Genomic DNA, 17,284 nt, shown 5'->3' with positions numbered 1-17,284 from the left:
AGATGACCGAGTCGATCGTGCCCTGGTTGCTGTCGGCCGGCACGGACGCCGAACTACGCGCCCGCGCCGCCCACCTGCTGTCCATCGTGGACGACCTGGCACCGGCGGACCTGGTCGCCGGGGCCGGCGGCGCGCACCGGGCGGCCGTGCTGGCCGGTGACCGCGACGGGCTGGCCGCCGGGCTCGCGTCGCTGGCCGGCGGCGAGTTCAGCCAGCAGGTGCGGACCGGGGCCGCCACGCCGGAGCACGGCCCGGTGTTCGTCTTCGCCGGCCACGGCACGCAGTGGGCCGGCATGGGCCGCGAGCTGCTCGCCTCCTCGCCGGTGTTCCGCGCCAGGATGGACGCGTGCGCCAGCGCGCTGGCGCCGTTCACCGACTGGTCGCTGACCGAGGTCGTCGCCGGCGACGACGAGTCCTGGCTGGACCGCCTGGACGTGGTGCAGCCGGTGATGTTCGCCCTGCAGGTGTCGCTGGCGGCGCTGTGGGAGTCCTGGGGGGTGACCCCGGCGGCCGTCGTCGGGCACAGCATCGGCGAGATCTCCGCCGCCTGTGTGGCCGGCGCGCTGTCCCTGTCCGACGCCGCCAGGGTGATGGCCACGATGAGCCAGGCCGAGTGCGCGGTGTTCGCCCCGGGCTCGATGGCGGTGCTCGCCCTGTCCGGCCCGCGCGCCGAGGAGGTCGCCGGCCGGTTCGGGGTCGAGGTCGCCGGTACGCTCGCGCCGGCCCAGACCGTGGTCTCCGGCGACCCGGGCGCGGTGGCCGAGGTGGTCGCCTCGGTGCGGGCCGGCGGCGGCTGGGCGCAGGTGATCGCCGTGCCGCTGCCCGCCCACTCCCACCGGATCGACGCCCTGCGGGAGCGGATGCTCGCCGACTTCGCGCCGGTCCGCCCGCGCGCGTCGACCGTGCCCTACTACTCGACGGCCACCGGCGGGCGGCTGGACACCACCGGGCTCGACCCGGCGTTCTGGGTGTCGACCCTGCGCGACCCGATGCGGTTCGACGCCGCCGTCGCGGCCGCGCTCGACGCCGGCCACGGCACGTTCCTGGAGGTCAGCCTGAACCCGGTGCTCACCCTGGGCATCGGGGAGACCGCCGAGGCGGCCGGCGCGGACGTGTTCGTCACCGGCACCCTGCGCCGCGACGACGGCGGCCTCGACCGGTGTGTGACCGTGGCCGCCGAACTGCACGTGCGCGGGGTGCCGGTGCGCTGGCCGGAGATCCTCGGCGGCCGGCCGGCCGAGTCGCTGCTGGGGGTGGTGCGCGAGCAGGTCGCCGCCGTGCTCGGCCGCCCGCTCGGCCAGGTCACGCCGAAGGGACTGTTCCGCGACCTGGGCCTCACCTCGCTGCTGGTGGTCGAGCTGCGGGAGCGGCTGGCGGCGGCGACCGGCCTGCGGGTGCCGGTCACGGCGATCTTCGACTCCCCGTCCCCGGCCGACCTGGCCGCCGTGCTCGACGCGCTCGCCGGCGGCCGGCGGGTGGCCAGGGCCGAGGTGACCGCCCGCCCGGCGGAACAGGACCCGGTGGCGATCGTCGGCATGGCCTGCCGGTTCCCCGGCGGGGTGGAGACCCCCGACCAGCTGTGGGAGGTGGTGGCGGCCGGGCGGGACGTGGTCGGCGCGTTCCCCACCGACCGGGGCTGGGACGTCGAGGGCCGCTACCACCCCGACGTCGACCAGGCCGGCCACTACTACCAGCGGGAGGCCGGGCTGCTGACCGGCGCGACCGCGTTCGACGCCGCGTTCTTCGGGATCTCGCCGCGTGAGGCCGCCGCCATGGACCCGCAGCAGCGGCTGCTGCTGGAGGTGTCGTGGGAGGCGCTGGAGTCGGCCGGGATCCCGGCCGACGCGGTGCGCGGCAGCGAAACCGGTGTCTACCTGGGACTGATGACCCAGGACTACGGCCCGGGGATCGACGGCGGGCCGGCCGAGTACGAGGGCTACCTGTTCACCGGCAGCACCGGCAGCGTCGCGGCCGGGCGGGTGTCGTTCACCTTCGGGTTCGACGGGCCGGCGGTCACCGTCGACACGGCGTGCTCGTCGTCGCTGGTGGCGCTGCACCTGGCGGTGCAGGCGCTGCGGCAGGGCGAGTGCTCGCTGGCGCTGGCCGGCGGGGCGACCGTGCTGGCGAGCCTGGGCATGTTCGTCGAGTTCAGTCGGCTGCGCGGGCTCGCGCCGGACGGCCGGTGCAAGGCGTTCTCGGCCGACGCCAACGGTTTCGGCATCGGCGAGGGCGTCGGCGTGCTGACCCTGGAGCGGCTGTCGGACGCGCGCCGCCACGGGCACGAGGTGCTGGCGCTGGTGCGGGGCTCGGCGGTGAACCAGGACGGCCCGAGCTCCTGGCTGACCGCACCGCACGGCCCGTCCCAGGAGAAGGTCGTCCGCCAGGCGTTGTCGGTCGCCGGACTGTCCACGGCGGACGTCGACGTGGTGGAGGCGCACGGCACCGGAACCAAGCTGGGTGACCCGATCGAGGCCGGCGCGTTGCTGGCGACCTACGGCCAGGGCCGGGAGGTGCCGCTGCTGCTGGGGTCGGTGAAGTCGAACATCGGGCACGCGCAGGCCGCCGCCGGGGTCGCCGGGGTGATCAAGATGGTGTACGGCCTGCGTCACGGCGTGGTGCCGATGACCCTGCACGTGGACGAGCCGTCGCCGCACGTCGACTGGTCGGCCGGCGCGGTCCGGGTGGCGACCGAGACCGTGCCGTGGCCGGAGCTGGGCCGCCCCCGACGGGCCGGCGTCTCCGGTTTCGGGGTCTCCGGGACGAACGCGCACGTCATCCTGGAGCAGCCGCCGGCCGCCGAGCCGGCCGAACGGTCGACGGGCGCACCGGTGGTGCCGTGGGTGCTGTCGGCCCGCTCGGAGCCCGCCCTGCGCGCACTGACCGACCGCGTCATGTCCACTGTGGAGGATCCGGCCGACGTCGGTTTCTCGCTGGCGACCACGCGTTCGGTGTTCGAGCACCGCGCGGTCGTGGTGGGTTCGACGCTCGACGAGCTGCGGTCGGCGGAGGTCGTCACGGGTTCGGGTCCGGTGACGTCTCCGGTGTTCGTGTTCCCGGGTCAGGGTTCGCAGTGGGTTGGTATGGCGGCGGAGTTGTTGGAGTCGTCCCCGGTGTTCGCGGCCCGGATGGCCGACTGTGCGGCGGCGTTGGCGCCGCATGTCGACTGGTGGCTGTTCGACGTGCTGGACGATCTGGACCGGGTCGATGTGGTTCAGCCGGTGTTGTGGGCGGTGATGGTGTCGTTGGCCGCTGTGTGGCGGTCCTACGGTGTGGAACCCGCTGGTGTGGTCGGGCATTCGCAGGGTGAGATCGCCGCTGCGTGTGTCGCTGGTGCTTTGTCTCTTGAGGATGGTGCGCGGGTGGTGGCGCTGAGGTCGCAGGCGATCCGGGCGTTGGCCGGTCGCGGTGGCATGGTGTCGGTTCCGTTGCCGGAGAGTGAGGTTCGGGGGCTGCTGACCGAGGGTTTGTCGGTCGCGGCGGTGAATGGTCCGGCGGCGACGGTGGTGTCCGGTGACGTGGCTGCCTTGGACGTGTTGATGTCCCGGTGTGAGCGGGCGAAGAAGATCCCGGTGGACTACGCCTCTCATTCGTCTCAGGTGGATGCGATCCGCGATGAGGTGCTGCGGCTACTCGCCCCGGTGACGCCGTTGAAGGGCGAGATTCCTTTCCACTCCACGGTTCCCGGGGGTGGGCGGCAGGATGCCGAGTACTGGTTCCGGAATCTGCGTAACACCGTCGAGTTCGCGCCGACGGTCGAGAAACTGGTGGCGGACGGGCATTCGGTGTTCATCGAGATCAGCCCGCACCCGGTGCTCGTGCCCGCGATCGACGCCATCGGTATCGGTACGCTGCGGCGTGACGAGGGCGGGCTGCGGCGACTGCTGGCCTCCCTCGGGGAGGCGTTCGTCAACGGCGTCCCCGTCCGGTGGGACACGGCGTTCGACGGGGCCCGGACGGTCCCGCTGCCCACGTATCCCTTCCAGCGCGAGCACTTCTGGCTGCGGCCGGCCCCCCAGACCGCCACCGCCGGACACCCGTTCCTCACCGGGGTCGCCGCCCTGCCCGACACCGGCGGCCTCGTGCTCACCGGCACCATCTCGCCGCGCACCCACCCGTGGCTGGCCGACCACGCCGTCACCGGCACCGTCCTGCTGCCCGGCGCCGCGCTGCTCGACCTCGCCCTGCACGCCGGAGACCAGGCCGGCTGCCCCACCGTCGACGAACTCACCCTCGAAGCCCCGCTGACCCTGCCCGAGAACACCGACACCACCGTCACCGTCACCGTCGAGGCGCCCGACGACACCGGCCGCCGCCTCCTGCGCCTCCACTCCCGCACCGGCGACGACCAGCCCTGGACCCGGCACGCCACCGGCGCGCTCACCGCCACCGCCGTCCCGCCGCCCGGCCTGACACCGTGGCCACCGCCCGGCGCCCGACCCGTTCCGGTCGAGCACCGCTACGCCGACCTGGCCGCCACCGGCTACGAGTACGGCCCCGCCTTCCAGGGCCTACGCGCGCTGTGGGCCGGCGACACCGCCACCTACGCCGAGGTCCGCCTCCCCGACGGCCTGCCGGCGGGCGGGTTCGGCCTGCACCCTGCCCTGCTCGACGCCGCCCTGCACGCCACCATCACCCCCGGCGACCCGCTCGCCCTGCCCTTCGCGTGGAGCGGCGTCACCCTGTACGCCACCGGAGCCACCGCGCTGCGCGTCCACGTCACCGGCGACACCCTGCACCTGACCGACACCACCGGCCAGCCCGTCGCCACCGTCAGCGCCCTGGCCACCCGCCCGGTCGACCCCGGCCAGCTGCGCGCCACCCCCACCGACGCGCTCCACGAGCTGACCTGGGTCCCCGTCGACACCCCCGCCCCCACCACCCCCGGCCACCGGTTCACCCGCGTCCTGCGCGGACCCGGCGACCCCGCCGCGATCCGCGCCCTCACCGTCGACACCCTCGCCCTGCTCCAGGACACCCTCGCCGGGGACGGGCCGCCGCTGGTCGTGCTCACCCAGGGCGCCACCGCACCACGACCCGACCTGGGCGCCGCCGCCGTGTGGGGGCTGGTGCGCTCCGCCCAGTCGGAGAACCCCGGCCGGTTCGTGCTGGTCGACCTCGACGACCACGACGACTCCCCGCCCGCCCTGCCGGCCGCCGCGGCCTGCGGCGAACCACAGGTCGCCGTGCGGGCCGGGCGGCTGACCGCGCCCCGGCTCACCCGGGTCCGCGACGACGGCGACCTCGCCCCGATCCCCGGCCCGTGGCGCGTCGGCATCACCACCAAGGGCTCCATCGACAACCTCGCCGTGCTGCCCTGCCCCGAGGCGGGCGCGCCGCTTTCCGACGGGCAGGTCCGGGTCGGCGTCCGCGCCGCCGGACTCAACTTCCGCGACGTGCTCAACGCCCTTGGCCTCTACCCCGGCGAGGCCGGGCCGCTGGGTCGGGAGTGCGCCGGGGTGGTGCTGGAGGTCGGGCCCGGCGTGACCGGGCTGGCGGCCGGCGATCGGGTCTTCGGGCTCGTGCCCGGCTCGTTCGCGCCGGTCGCGGTCGCCGACCGGCGGATGATCGCGCCGATGCCGGCGCACTGGACGTTCACCCAGGCCGCGTCCGTGCCGGCCGTGTACCTCACCGCCTACCACGCCCTGGTCGACCTGGCCGGGCTGCGCGCCGGCGAGTCGCTGCTGGTGCACGCCGCCGCCGGGGGCGTGGGCATCGCCGCCGTGCACCTGGCCCGCCACCTCGGCGCCGAGGTGTTCGGCACGGCCAGCGAGGGCAAGTGGGACACCCTGGTGCGGTTGGGTCTGGACACCGCGCACCTCGGCTCCTCACGCACCCTCGACTTCGAGGGCCGGGTCCGCGACACCACCGGCGGCGCCGGCGTCGACGTCGTGCTCAACTCGCTGGCCGGTGAGTTCGTCGACGCGTCGCTGCGGCTGCTGCCCCGGGGCGGCCGGTTCGTCGAGATGGGCAAGACCGACCTGCGGGACCCGGCCGAGGTCGCCGCCGCGCACCCCGGCGTGGACTACCGGGAGATCGACCTGGCGGTCGTCGACCCCGAGCGCGTCGGCCAGATCCTCGGCGCGCTGCTCGACCTGTTCGAGCGGGACGCGCTGGAGTTCGTCCCCGTCACCACCTACGACCTGCGGCGGGCCAGGGAGGCGTTCCGGTTCGTCAGCCAGGCCAGGCACGTCGGCAAGGTCGTGCTCACCGTCCCCGGCGGCCTCGACCCGAACGGCACGGTCCTGGTCACCGGCGGCACCGGCACCCTCGGCGCCGAACTGGCCCGCCACCTGGTCACCACCCACGGCGTGCGTCACCTGGTGCTGGCCGGCCGGCGCGGTGCCGCAGCCCCCGGCGCGGCGGAGCTGGCGGCCGAACTCGCCGCGCACGGCGCCACCGTCGACCTGCCGGCCTGCGACGTCGCCGACCGCGACGCGCTCGCCGCGTTGCTCGCCGCCGTCCCGGCGCACCACCCGCTGACCGCCGTCGTGCACGCCGCCGGGACGCTCGACGACGCGGTGCTCACCGCGCTCACCCCCGACCACCTCGACCGCGTCCTCGCGCCCAAGGCCGACGCGGCCTGGCACCTGCACGAGCTGACCGCCGGCCACGACCTGGCCGCGTTCGTGCTGTTCGGCTCGGTCGCGGCCACCATCGGCACCGGCGGGCAGGCCAACTACGCCGCCGCCAACGCCTACCTCGACGGCCTGGCCCGCCACCGCCGCGCCGCCGGCCTGCCGGCGACCTCACTGGCGTGGGGGCTGTGGGACCAGCGCAGCGGACTCACCGGTCACCTCGGCGACACCGACCGGCTGCGGATGCGCCGCGCCGGCATCGCCCCGATGCCCACCGGCGAGGGCCTGGCCCTGTTCGACACCGCCCTGCTGCTCGGACGCGCCGAGCTGGTGCCGGCCCGCCTGGACCTGGCCGGCCTGGCCGGTGACGTGCCGCCGCTGTTCCGGGGGCTGGTGCGGGCGCCGGCGCGCCGGGTGGCCGCCGCCCAGCCGGCCGCCGACGCCGGCTCGTTCGCCGACCGGCTCGCCGGGCTGGCCGAGCCCGAGCGCGACGCCGCCCTGCTGGACCTGGTGCGCGGGCACGCGGCGGCCATCCTCGGTCGGGGTTCGGCCGCCGACCTGGACGCCTCGCGGGCGTTCAAGGAGTTCGGGTTCGACTCGCTGACCGCCGTGGAGCTGCGCAACCGGCTCGGCCGGGCCACCGGTCTGCGGCTTGCGCCGACGCTGATCTTCGACCACCCCACGCCAGCGCGACTGGCCGAACACCTGCGCGCAGACCTGTTCCCGCCCGTCGAACACGACGCCGACGCCGAACTGCGGGCGGCCATCGCGGCCATCCCGCTCGACCGGCTGCGCGAGTCCGGTCTGCTGCCGGGCCTGCTCGACCTGGCCGCCGGTGGCGATGCCCGGTCCGATCCGGGCGAGTCGATCGACGACATGGACGAGGACGCCCTCGTGCGCGCGGTCATGGGAGCGCAGGGATGACCGCCAGGGACAAGGTCGTCGCCGCGCTGCGGACCTCGCTCAAGGAGAACGAGCGGCTGCGCCAGCACAACCGCGCGCTGACCGACGCCGCCGCCGAACCGATCGCGATCATCGGCATGGCCTGCCGCTTCCCCGGCGGCGTCGCCACCCCCGAGGCGCTGTGGGACCTGGTGGCCGGCGAGGTCGACGCGGTCGGGCCGTTCCCCACCGACCGGGGCTGGGACCTCGCCGGCCTGGCCGGCACCGACCGGGACGCCCCCGGCACGTCGACCGCCAGGGAAGGCGGTTTCCTGGACGGGGTCGCCGACTTCGACGCCGCGTTCTTCGGCATCTCGCCGAGGGAGGCGCTGGCCATGGACCCGCAGCAGCGGCTGTCGCTGGAGGTGTCCTGGGAGGCGTTGGAACGCGCCGGGATCCGGCCGGAGTCGTTGCGCGGCAGCACGACCGGCGTGTTCGTCGGCGCGGTCGCCGACGACTACGGCCAGCGCATGCACGAGGGCACCGAGCACACCGGCGGCTACCTGGTCACCGGCCGCACCACCAGCGTCGTGTCCGGCCGGGTCGCGCACGTGCTCGGCCTGGAGGGCCCGGCGGTCACCGTCGACACGGCGTGCTCGTCGTCGCTGGTGGCGTTGCACCTGGCCTGCCAGTCGCTGCGGCAGGGGGAGAGCACGCTGGCGCTGGCCGGCGGCGCGGCCGTCATGCCGACCCCCGGCCTGTTCGTCGAGTTCAGCCGCCAGCGCGGGCTGGCGCCCGACGGGCGATGCAAGGCGTTCGCGGCCGGCGCGAACGGCACCGGCTTCGCCGAGGGCGTCGGTGTCCTGCTGCTGGCCCGGCTGTCCGACGCGCTGCGCGACGGTCACCAGGTGCTGGCGGTGGTGCGCGGCAGCGCCATCAACTCCGACGGCGCGTCCAACGGCCTGACCGCGCCCAACGGCCCGTCCCAGCAACGGGTCATCCGCCAGGCACTGGCCAATGCCCGGCTGTCCACACAGGACGTCGACGTGGTGGAGGCGCACGGCACCGGCACCACGCTCGGCGACCCGATCGAGGCGCAGGCTCTGCTGGCGACCTACGGCCAGGACCGGGACGTCCCGCTGCTGATCGGCTCGCTGAAGTCCAACCTGGGGCACGCGCAGGCCGCGGCCGGGGTCGGTGGCGTGATCAAGCTGGTGCAGGCGCTGCGCCACGGCCTCGCGCCGCGCACCCTGCACGTCGACGAGCCGACCCCGCACGTCGACTGGTCGGCCGGCGCCGCCGCCCTGCTGACCGAGGCGCGGCCGTGGCCGGACACCGGCCGCCCGCGCCGCGCGGCGGTGTCCTCGTTCGGGATCAGCGGCACCAACGCGCACGCGATCCTCGAACAGGCCCCGCCGCCGGTCCAGCCGGCGGGGGAGCCGGCCGGCGCGGTGGTGGCGTGGCCGCTGTCGGCCAGGTCACCGGCGGCGCTGCACGCACTGACCACCGCCGTCGAGTCCACTGTGGAGCATCCGGTGGACGTCGGGTTCTCGTTGGCCACCACCAGGGCCGTGCACGAGCACCGGGCGGTACTGGTCGCCGGGCAGCGGGTGTCCGGGGTGGCGGCCGGCGCCGGACGCACGGCGGTCCTGTTCTCCGGCCAGGGTTCGCAGCGCGTCGGGATGGGCCGCGCGCTGGCCGCGCGGTTCCCGGTGTTCCGGAACGCCCACGACGAGGTGCTGGCCGCCCTGGGCGCCGCCCCCGACGGCGACCTCGACCGTACCGAGCACGCCCAGCCGGCGCTGTTCGCGCTGGAGGTCGCGCTGTTCCGGCTGGTCGAGTCCTGGGGCGTGCGGCCCGACCTCGTGCTGGGGCACTCGGTCGGTGAGATCGCCGCCGCGCACGTCGCCGGGGTGCTGTCGCTGGCCGACGCGTGCCGGCTGGTGGTCGCGCGCGGCCGGTTGATGCAGGCCCTGCCGGCCGGCGGCGGGATGCTCGCCGTGCGGGCCACCGAGGACGAGGTGGCGCCGCTGCTGTCCGCGCGGGTCGCGCTCGCGGCGGTCAACGGGCCGCGCGCGGTCGTGCTCGCCGGTGACCGCGCGGCGCTGGCCGAGGTCGCCGGGGCGTTCACCGAGACCACCTGGCTGCGCGTCAGCCACGCGTTCCACTCGCCGCTGATGGACCCGATGCTCGACGAGTTCGCCGCCGTCGCCGCCGACCTGGCCTACGCGCCACCGTCCCTGCCGGTCGTCTCCGCCCTCACCGGCCAGTTGTCCACATCGGACACGGCGGATCACTGGGTGCGCCAGGCGCGCGACCCGGTCCGGTTCGCCGACGGCGTCGGTACGCTGCTGGCCGCCGGGGTCACCCGGTTCCTGGAACTGGGTCCGGACGCGGTGCTCACCGCCATGGTCGGCGAGTGCGCTCCGGACCCGGTGCTGGCCGTCCCGGCCCTGCGCCGCGACCGCGACGAGCCGGAAACCCTGCTCGCCGCTCTCGGTACACTGTGGACGGACGGCGTCCCCGTCGACTGGGCGGCGACCTTCGACGGCCTGGGCGCCCGCCGGGCCCCGCTGCCGACCTACCCGTTCCAGCGCGAGCGCTACTGGCTGCCGGCCACCACCGCCGGCGCCACCCTCACCCCGTCCGGCCACCCGCTGCTGGACAGCTGGACCAGCCTGCCCGACGGCGCCCTGTACACAGGCCGCCTGTCCACCGCCACCCACCCGTGGCTGGCCGACCACGTCATCGCCGGCACCGCGCTGCTGCCCGCCACCGCGTTCGTCGAACTGCTCACCGCCACCGGCTCCCACCTTGAGGAACTGGTGCTGCACGAGCCGCTGCGGGTGGACACCGACGTCGTCGTCCAGCTGGTCGTCACCGGCGACACCGCGACCATCCACTCGCGACCGGCCGACGGCGACCGGTGGACCGAACACGCCACCGCCACCCTGACCGACCAGGCGCCCGCGCCCCCGGCCACGCTCGCCTGGCCGCCGACGGGCGCGACCCCGGTGGACGTCACCGGCCTCTACGACCGGCTCGCCACCCAGGGCCTGGAGTACGGCCCGGCGTTCCGGGGCGTCCGCGCGGTCTGGGAACGCGACGGCGAGCTGTTCGCCGAGGTACGCCTGCCCGACGGCGTCCCGGCCGGCCGGTTCGGCCCGCACCCGGCGCTGCTGGACGCCGCCCTGCACCCACTGGCCCTGGACGGCAGCGTCGGCCTGCCGTTCACCTGGCGCGGCGTCACCGCCCCGGTCCCCGGCGCGACCGCCCTGCGGGTCCGGCTCACCCGCACCCGCCAGGACACCGTCGCCCTCACCCTCGCCGACGACACCGGCGCGCCGGTGGCGACCGTCGACGCCGTGACCCTGCGGCCACACACCGGCGCCCGGACCCTGTACGCGCTCGACTGGGTCGGCATCGACCCTGGGGCGGGCAGCGCCGGCCCGGTGGAGTTCGCCGAGTTCGGGCCGGCCGCGCCGGACGCGGCCTCGGTGCGCGCGGCCACCCACCGCGCGCTGGCCCTGGTCCAGGCGTGGCTGCGGGACGAGCCGCCCACGTCCCGGCTGGTCGTGCTGACCAGGGGCGCGGTCCACACGGACGTCCCCGACCTGGCCGGCGCGGCCGTGTGGGGGCTGGTGCGCTCCGCCCAGGCCGAGCACCCGGACCGGTTCGTGTTGCTGGACCTGGACGACGACCCGGCGTCGGCCGGCGCGGTGTCCGCCGCGGTGTCCGCTGGTGAGCGGCAGGTCGCGATCCGCGCGGGGCAGCTGTTCGCGCCCCGGCTGCGCCGCGTCCCCGGCGGCGGCGAGCCCTCCCCGTTCGGGTCCGGAACCGTGCTGGTCACCGGTGCCGGCGGCGCCCTGGGCCGGCTCGTGGCGCGGCACCTGGTCACCGCGCACGGGGTGCGCGAGCTGCTGCTGGTGGGCCGGCGCGCCCCCGGCGAGGACCTGTGCGCCGAGCTGACCGGGCTCGGTGCCTCGGTGACGGCCGCGGCCTGTGACGTCGCCGACCGGGAGGCCCTGGCCGCGTTGCTGGCCGGGCATCCGGTCGGCGCGGTCGTGCACGCCGCCGGGGTGCTGGCCGACGCGGTGGTGGAATCGGTGACCCCCGAGCAGCTCGACGCGGTGCTGGCACCGAAGGTGACCGCCGCGCTGAACCTGCACGAGCTGGCCGGCGACCTGTCGGCGTTCGTGCTGTTCTCCTCGGCGTCCGGGGTGCTCGGCGGCCCCGGCCAGGCCGCCTACGCGGCCGCCAACGCCGCCCTCGACGCGCTCGCCCACCACCGGCGCGCCCGGGACCTGCCGGCGACGTCGCTGGCGTGGGGCCTGTGGGACACCGACACCGGCATGGCCGGCGCCCTGGACACCGACGCCCGCGCCCGGCTGGCCCGCACCACCGGCGTCCTGCCGCTGTCGGCCGGCGAGGCCCTGGCGATGATGGACGCCGCCGTCAACGGAGACCGGCCCGCGCTGGTCCCCGCCCGGCTCGACCTCGCCGCCCCGGCCCTGCGCCCGTCCCCGTCCGGCGCGGCGGCACTGACCTCGCCGCGCACGGCTGAGCTGACCTCGCCGCGCGCGGCGCTGGACCTGGTGCTGGCCGAGACCGCGCGGGTCCTCGGGCACGCGAACCCCTCGGCCGTGCCGGACGCGCGGGCGTTCCGCGAGCTGGGGTTCGACTCGCTGACCGCCGTGGAACTGCGCAACCGGCTCAACACCGCCACCGGCCTGCGCCTGCCGGCGACCGTCGTGTTCGACCACCCCACCCCGGCGGCGCTCGCCGAGTACCTGGTGTCCGGCACCCGCGCCGCCGTGCCCGCCGCTCCCGTCCGGTCCGAGGTGGACGATGTGGACGACGACCCGGTGGTGATCGTCGGCATGGCCTGCCGCTACCCCGGCGGGGCGACCAGCCCGGAGCTGCTGTGGGACCTGGTCGCCGGCGGCGGTGACGCGATCACCGAGTTCCCCACCGACCGGGGCTGGGACCTGGCGAACCTGTACGACCCGGACCCGGACGCGCCGGGGAAGTCGTCGGTGCGCCACGGTGGTTTCCTCGACGGCGCCGGGGACTTCGACGCCGCGTTCTTCGGGATCTCGCCGCGTGAGGCCGCCGCCATGGACCCGCAGCAGCGGCTGCTGCTGGAGGTGTCGTGGGAGGCGCTGGAGTCGGCCGGGATCCCCGCCGACGCGGTACGCGGCAGCCGCACGGGCGTGTTCACCGGCGTGATGTACCACGACTACGGCGCCCGGTTCCTGCACTCGCCCGAGTCGGTGGCGGCGTTCGAGGGCTACCTGGGCAACGGCAGCGCCGGCAGCGTCGCCTCCGGGCGGGTGTCCTACGTGTTCGGGTTCGAGGGCCCGGCGGTCACCGTCGACACGGCGTGCTCGTCGTCGCTGGTGGCCCTGCACCTGGCCAGCCAGGCCCTGCGGCAGGGGGAGTGCGCGCTGGCGCTGGCCGGCGGGGCGACGGTGATGTCGACACCGCAGACGTTCGTCGAGTTCAGCCGCCAGCGCGGCCTGTCCCCGGACGGCCGGTGCCGTTCGTTCGCCGCCTCGGCCGACGGGGTCGCGTGGTCCGAGGGCGTCGGCGTCCTGGTCCTGGAGCGCCTGTCGGACGCGCGCCGCCACGGGCACGAGGTGCTGGCGGTCGTGCGCGGTTCGGCGGTGAACTCCGACGGCGCGTCCAACGGCCTGACCGCCCCGAACGGCCCGTCCCAGGAACGCGTGATCCACCAGGCGTTGTCGGTCGCCGGACTGTCCACGGCGGACGTCGACGTGGTGGAGGCGCACGGCACCGGAACCAAGCTGGGTGACCCGATCGAGGCCGGGGCGCTGCTGGCGACCTACGGTCAGGGCCGGGAGGTGCCGCTGCTGCTGGGGTCGGTGAAGTCGAACATCGGCCACACCCAGGCCGCCGCCGGGGTCGCCGGGGTGATCAAGATGGTGCACGGGATGCGTCGCGGGCTCGTCCCGGCGACCCTGCACGTCGACGAGCCGTCCCCGCACGTCGAGTGGTCGTCGGGCGCGGTGCGGCTGGTGACGGAACCGACCGCCTGGCCGTCGTCCGGCCGGCCGCGCCGCGCCGCCGTGTCGTCCTTCGGTGTCAGCGGAACGAATGCCCACGTCATCCTCGAACAGGTCGAGTCCGAGCCGTCGCCCCCGTCCGGGGGTGTTGTGCCGTGGGTGCTGTCGGCGCGGACCCCGGAGGCGTTGGGGGAGTTGGTGTCCCGGGTTCGTGCGGTGGATCTGGATCCGGCGGATGTGGCGTTCACGCTCGCGACCCGGTCGGTGATGGAGCACCGCGCGGTCGTGGTGGGTTCGACGCTCGATGAGCTGCGGTCGGCGGAGGTCGTCACGGGTTCTGGTCCGGTGACGTCTCCGGTGTTCGTGTTCCCGGGTCAGGGTTCGCAGTGGGTTGGTATGGCGGCGGAGTTGTTGGAGTCGTCCCCGGTGTTCGCTGCCCGGATGGCGGACTGTTCCGCCGCGCTCGCCCCGCACGTCGACTGGTCACTGCTCGACGTCCTCGATGACCTTGACCGGGTGGACGTTGTTCAGCCGGTGTTGTGGGCCGTGATGGTCTCGCTGGCCGCTGTGTGGCGGTCCTACGGTGTCGAACCCGCTGGGGTGATCGGGCATTCCCAGGGTGAGATCGCCGCCGCGTGTGTCTCGGGTGCACTGTCCCTTGAGGATGGCGCGCGGGTGGTGGCGTTGCGGTCACAGGCGATCCGGGCGCTGGCCGGTCGCGGTGGGATGGTGTCGGTTCCGTTGCCCGAGAACGAGGTTCGGGAACTTCTGACCGAGGGTTTGTCGATCGCGGCGGTGAACGGGCCGGCGGCCACCGTGGTGTCGGGTGATGTCGCGGAGCTTGAGGCGCTGCTCGCCTCCTGTGAGGGGGCGAAGCGGATCCCGGTGGACTACGCCTCGCATTCGTCGCAGGTGGACGCGATCCGGGACGAGGTGCTGCGGCTGCTCGCTCCGGTGACGCCGTTGGAAGGTGGGATCCCGTTCCACTCCACCGTTCCCGGTGGTGGGCGACCGGACGCCGAGTACTGGTTCCGGAACCTGCGCAACACCGTCGAGTTCGCACCCACGGTGGACAAGTTGGTGGCGGACGGGCATTCGGTGTTCATCGAGATCAGTCCGCACCCGGTGTTGGCTCCAGGCATCGACGCCACCGCCATCGGCACCCTGCGACGCGACGAAGGCGGGTCGCGGCGAATGCTGACCGCGCTCGGGGAGGCGTTCGCCAACGGGGTCCCCGTCCGGTGGGACGTCGGCGGGAGCCTGGTTCCGCTGCCGACCTACCCGTTCCAGCGGGAACGGTACTGGCTGCACCACCGGCCATCCGCCGGCGGCGACCACCCACTGGTCGACACCGTCGTGACGCTGGCCGACGGCGGCTGTGTCCTCACCGGACGGATCGCCGTCGACACCCACCCGTGGCTGACCGACCACACCCTCGGCGCGACGCCGCTGCTGCCCGGCACCGCGCTGGTCGACCTGGCGCTGCACGCCGGCCGGCACACCGGCTGCGACCTGCTCGACGAACTCACCCTCGAAGCCCCCGTCGTCGTCCGTGGCCCGCTGACCGTCCAGGCCATCGCTGGGGCGCCGGACGAGCACGGCCACCGCGACCTGCGGATCCACACCCGGGACGCCGACGACACCTGGACCTGCCACGCCACCGGGCGCCTGTCGACAGCCGACACACCCGTGCCCGAACCGTTCCCGTGGCCGCCGGCCGGCGCGCAACCCGTCGACGTGGCCGCCCTGTACGCGGACGCGGCGGACGCCGGCCTGGACTACGGCCAGCTGTTCCAGGGTCTGCGCGCGGCCTGGCGGCGCGACGACGAACTGTTCGCCGAGGTCAGCCTGCCCGACGACGTCCCACCGGGACGGTTCGGCCTGCACCCGGCACTGCTGGACGCCGCCTTCCACGCCACCCGGGCCGACGGGTTCTTCGCCGAGCGTGCCCCGGTGCGCCTGCCGTTCGCCTTCGCCGGGGTGCGCCTGCACTCGCCCGGCGCCGCCGCGCTGCGGGTCCGGCTGACCCGCACCGGGGAGGGCGCCGCGTCGGCCGTCATCACCGACGACACCGGCGCCCCGGTCGCCACCGTCGGCTCCCTGGCCTCCCGGCCGGTCGCCCCCGACGACCTGGTCACCGGCGCCGACGCACTGTTCCACCTGGACTGGGTGCCCCACACCCCGACCCCACACCACCTCGACCCCACGTTCGTCCACCTGGGACCCGGCGACGGCGACCTCGTCACCCGCACCCACCAGGTCACCGCCCACGTCCTGCGCACCCTCCAGGACTGGCTCGCCGGGGACCACCCGCCCACCGCCCGGCTCGTCCTGGTCGCCCGGGACCCCGGCGACCCGGCGGTCGCCGCCGCCCGGGGACTGGTGCGCGCCGCCCAGGCCGAGCACCCGAACCAGTTCGTCCTGCTCGACACCGACACCGACACCCCGACCCTCCCCGCCGACGAACCCCACCTCGCCGTACGCGCCGGCCAGGTCCACGTGCCCCGCCTGGTCCGCGCCACCGCCACCCCGGCCACCCTGGATCCGCACTGGACGGTCCTGATCACCGGCGGCACCGGCACCCTGGGTTCGCTGGTGGCCCGTCATCTCGTCACCGTCCACGGTGTCCGCGACCTGGTCCTGTTGAGCCGTACCGGCGAAGCTCCCGCGTTGTGCGATGAGCTGACGGCTCTGGGCGCGTCGGTGTCCGTCGTGGCCTGTGACGCTGCCGACCGGTCCGCGTTGGCCCAGGCACTGTCCGGTGTGGACGTTGACGCGGTCGTCCACGCCGCCGGGGTCCTGGACGACGGGCCGGTCGACTCGCTGACGCCCGAACGGCTCTCGGCCGTCCTGGCGAGCAAGGTCGACGCCGTGGTGAACCTGCGTGAGTTGCTGCCCGATCTGTCGGCGTTCGTGCTGTTCTCCTCGCTGGCCGGGGTCATGGGCAGTCCGGGGCAGGCCAGTTATGCCGCCGCCAACGCCTTCCTCGACGCGTTCGCCGCTCAGCGGGGCGTCACATCGATCGCCTGGGGGCTGTGGGAGCAGGACAGCGGGCTGACCGCGCACCTCGGCGACGCCGGCCGCTCCCGGGTCGCCCGCCACGGCGTGCGGGCCCTGGGCCACGACGAGGGACTCGGACTGTTCGACGCCACCCTCGGCGCGGGCCGGCCGGTCGTCGCCGCCCGGTTCGACCGGGCCGCCCTGCGGACGATGGCCGCCGCCGGCACCGTCCCCGACCTGCTGCGCGGCCTGGTCAGGGCACCCGCCCGGCCCGCCGGCGCCACCCTGACCGCCCGGCTCGCCGGCCAACCGGCCGACCAGCGCCGCCGGCTGGTCCTGGACGCCGTCCGCCGCGAGGTCGCCGCCGTCCTCGGCCACCCCGGCCCGGACACCGTCGACCCGCGCCAGGAGTTCACCGCCCTGGGCCTCGACTCGATCACCGCCCTGGAACTGCGCAACCGGCTCAGCGCCGCCACCACCGTGCGGATGCCCGCCACGCTGGTCTTCGACCACCCCACCCCGGAGGCGGTCACCGACCTGCTGCTCGCCCGGCTCGCCCCGGCCGGTGCGGCCGAACCCACCGTCCTGGACGAACTCGACCGGCTCGACCAGACCCTCGCCGCTCTGGCGCCCACCGCCGGGGCCGGCGTCACCGAACGCCTCCAGGACATCCTGCGGAAGTGGACCACCGCCCGCCAGCACGGCGACGCGGACGTCCTGGCGGCGACCAGCTCCGACGAGGTCTTCGACTTCATCGAGAACGAACTCGGAATCTCCTGACGGGTGACCCAGATGACGAAC

Annotated in this window: 2 protein-coding genes; both read left to right on the top strand. The window is 75.2% G+C overall.

Features of this window, described 5'->3' with window-relative positions; genetic code table 11:
- Positions 1-2: 2 nt before the first annotated feature.
- Positions 3-7,499, top strand: coding sequence for a type I polyketide synthase (locus tag BLA60_RS44965; protein ID WP_075136488.1), 7,497 nt, complete (start codon positions 3-5; stop codon positions 7,497-7,499).
- A 26-nt stretch (positions 7,500-7,525) separates the two neighbouring features.
- Positions 7,526-17,263, top strand: a complete 9,738-nt coding sequence (locus tag BLA60_RS42500; RefSeq protein WP_425427106.1) for an SDR family NAD(P)-dependent oxidoreductase — start codon at positions 7,526-7,528, stop codon at positions 17,261-17,263.
- Positions 17,264-17,284: the final 21 nt, after the last annotated feature.

It is taken from the genome of Actinophytocola xinjiangensis (genome assembly GCF_001921215.1).
Classification (GTDB): domain Bacteria; phylum Actinomycetota; class Actinomycetes; order Mycobacteriales; family Pseudonocardiaceae; genus Actinophytocola; species Actinophytocola xinjiangensis.
The sequence above is the reverse complement of the archived record's forward strand: the minus strand, read 5'-3'. Positions and strand labels throughout refer to the sequence as shown.

What these genes read in the sequence shown, in the direction of transcription:
- BLA60_RS44965 (WP_075136488.1), top strand. Translation starts at nt 3, where the DNA reads ATGACCGAGTCGATCGTGCCCTGGTTGCTGTCGGCCGGCACGGACGCC.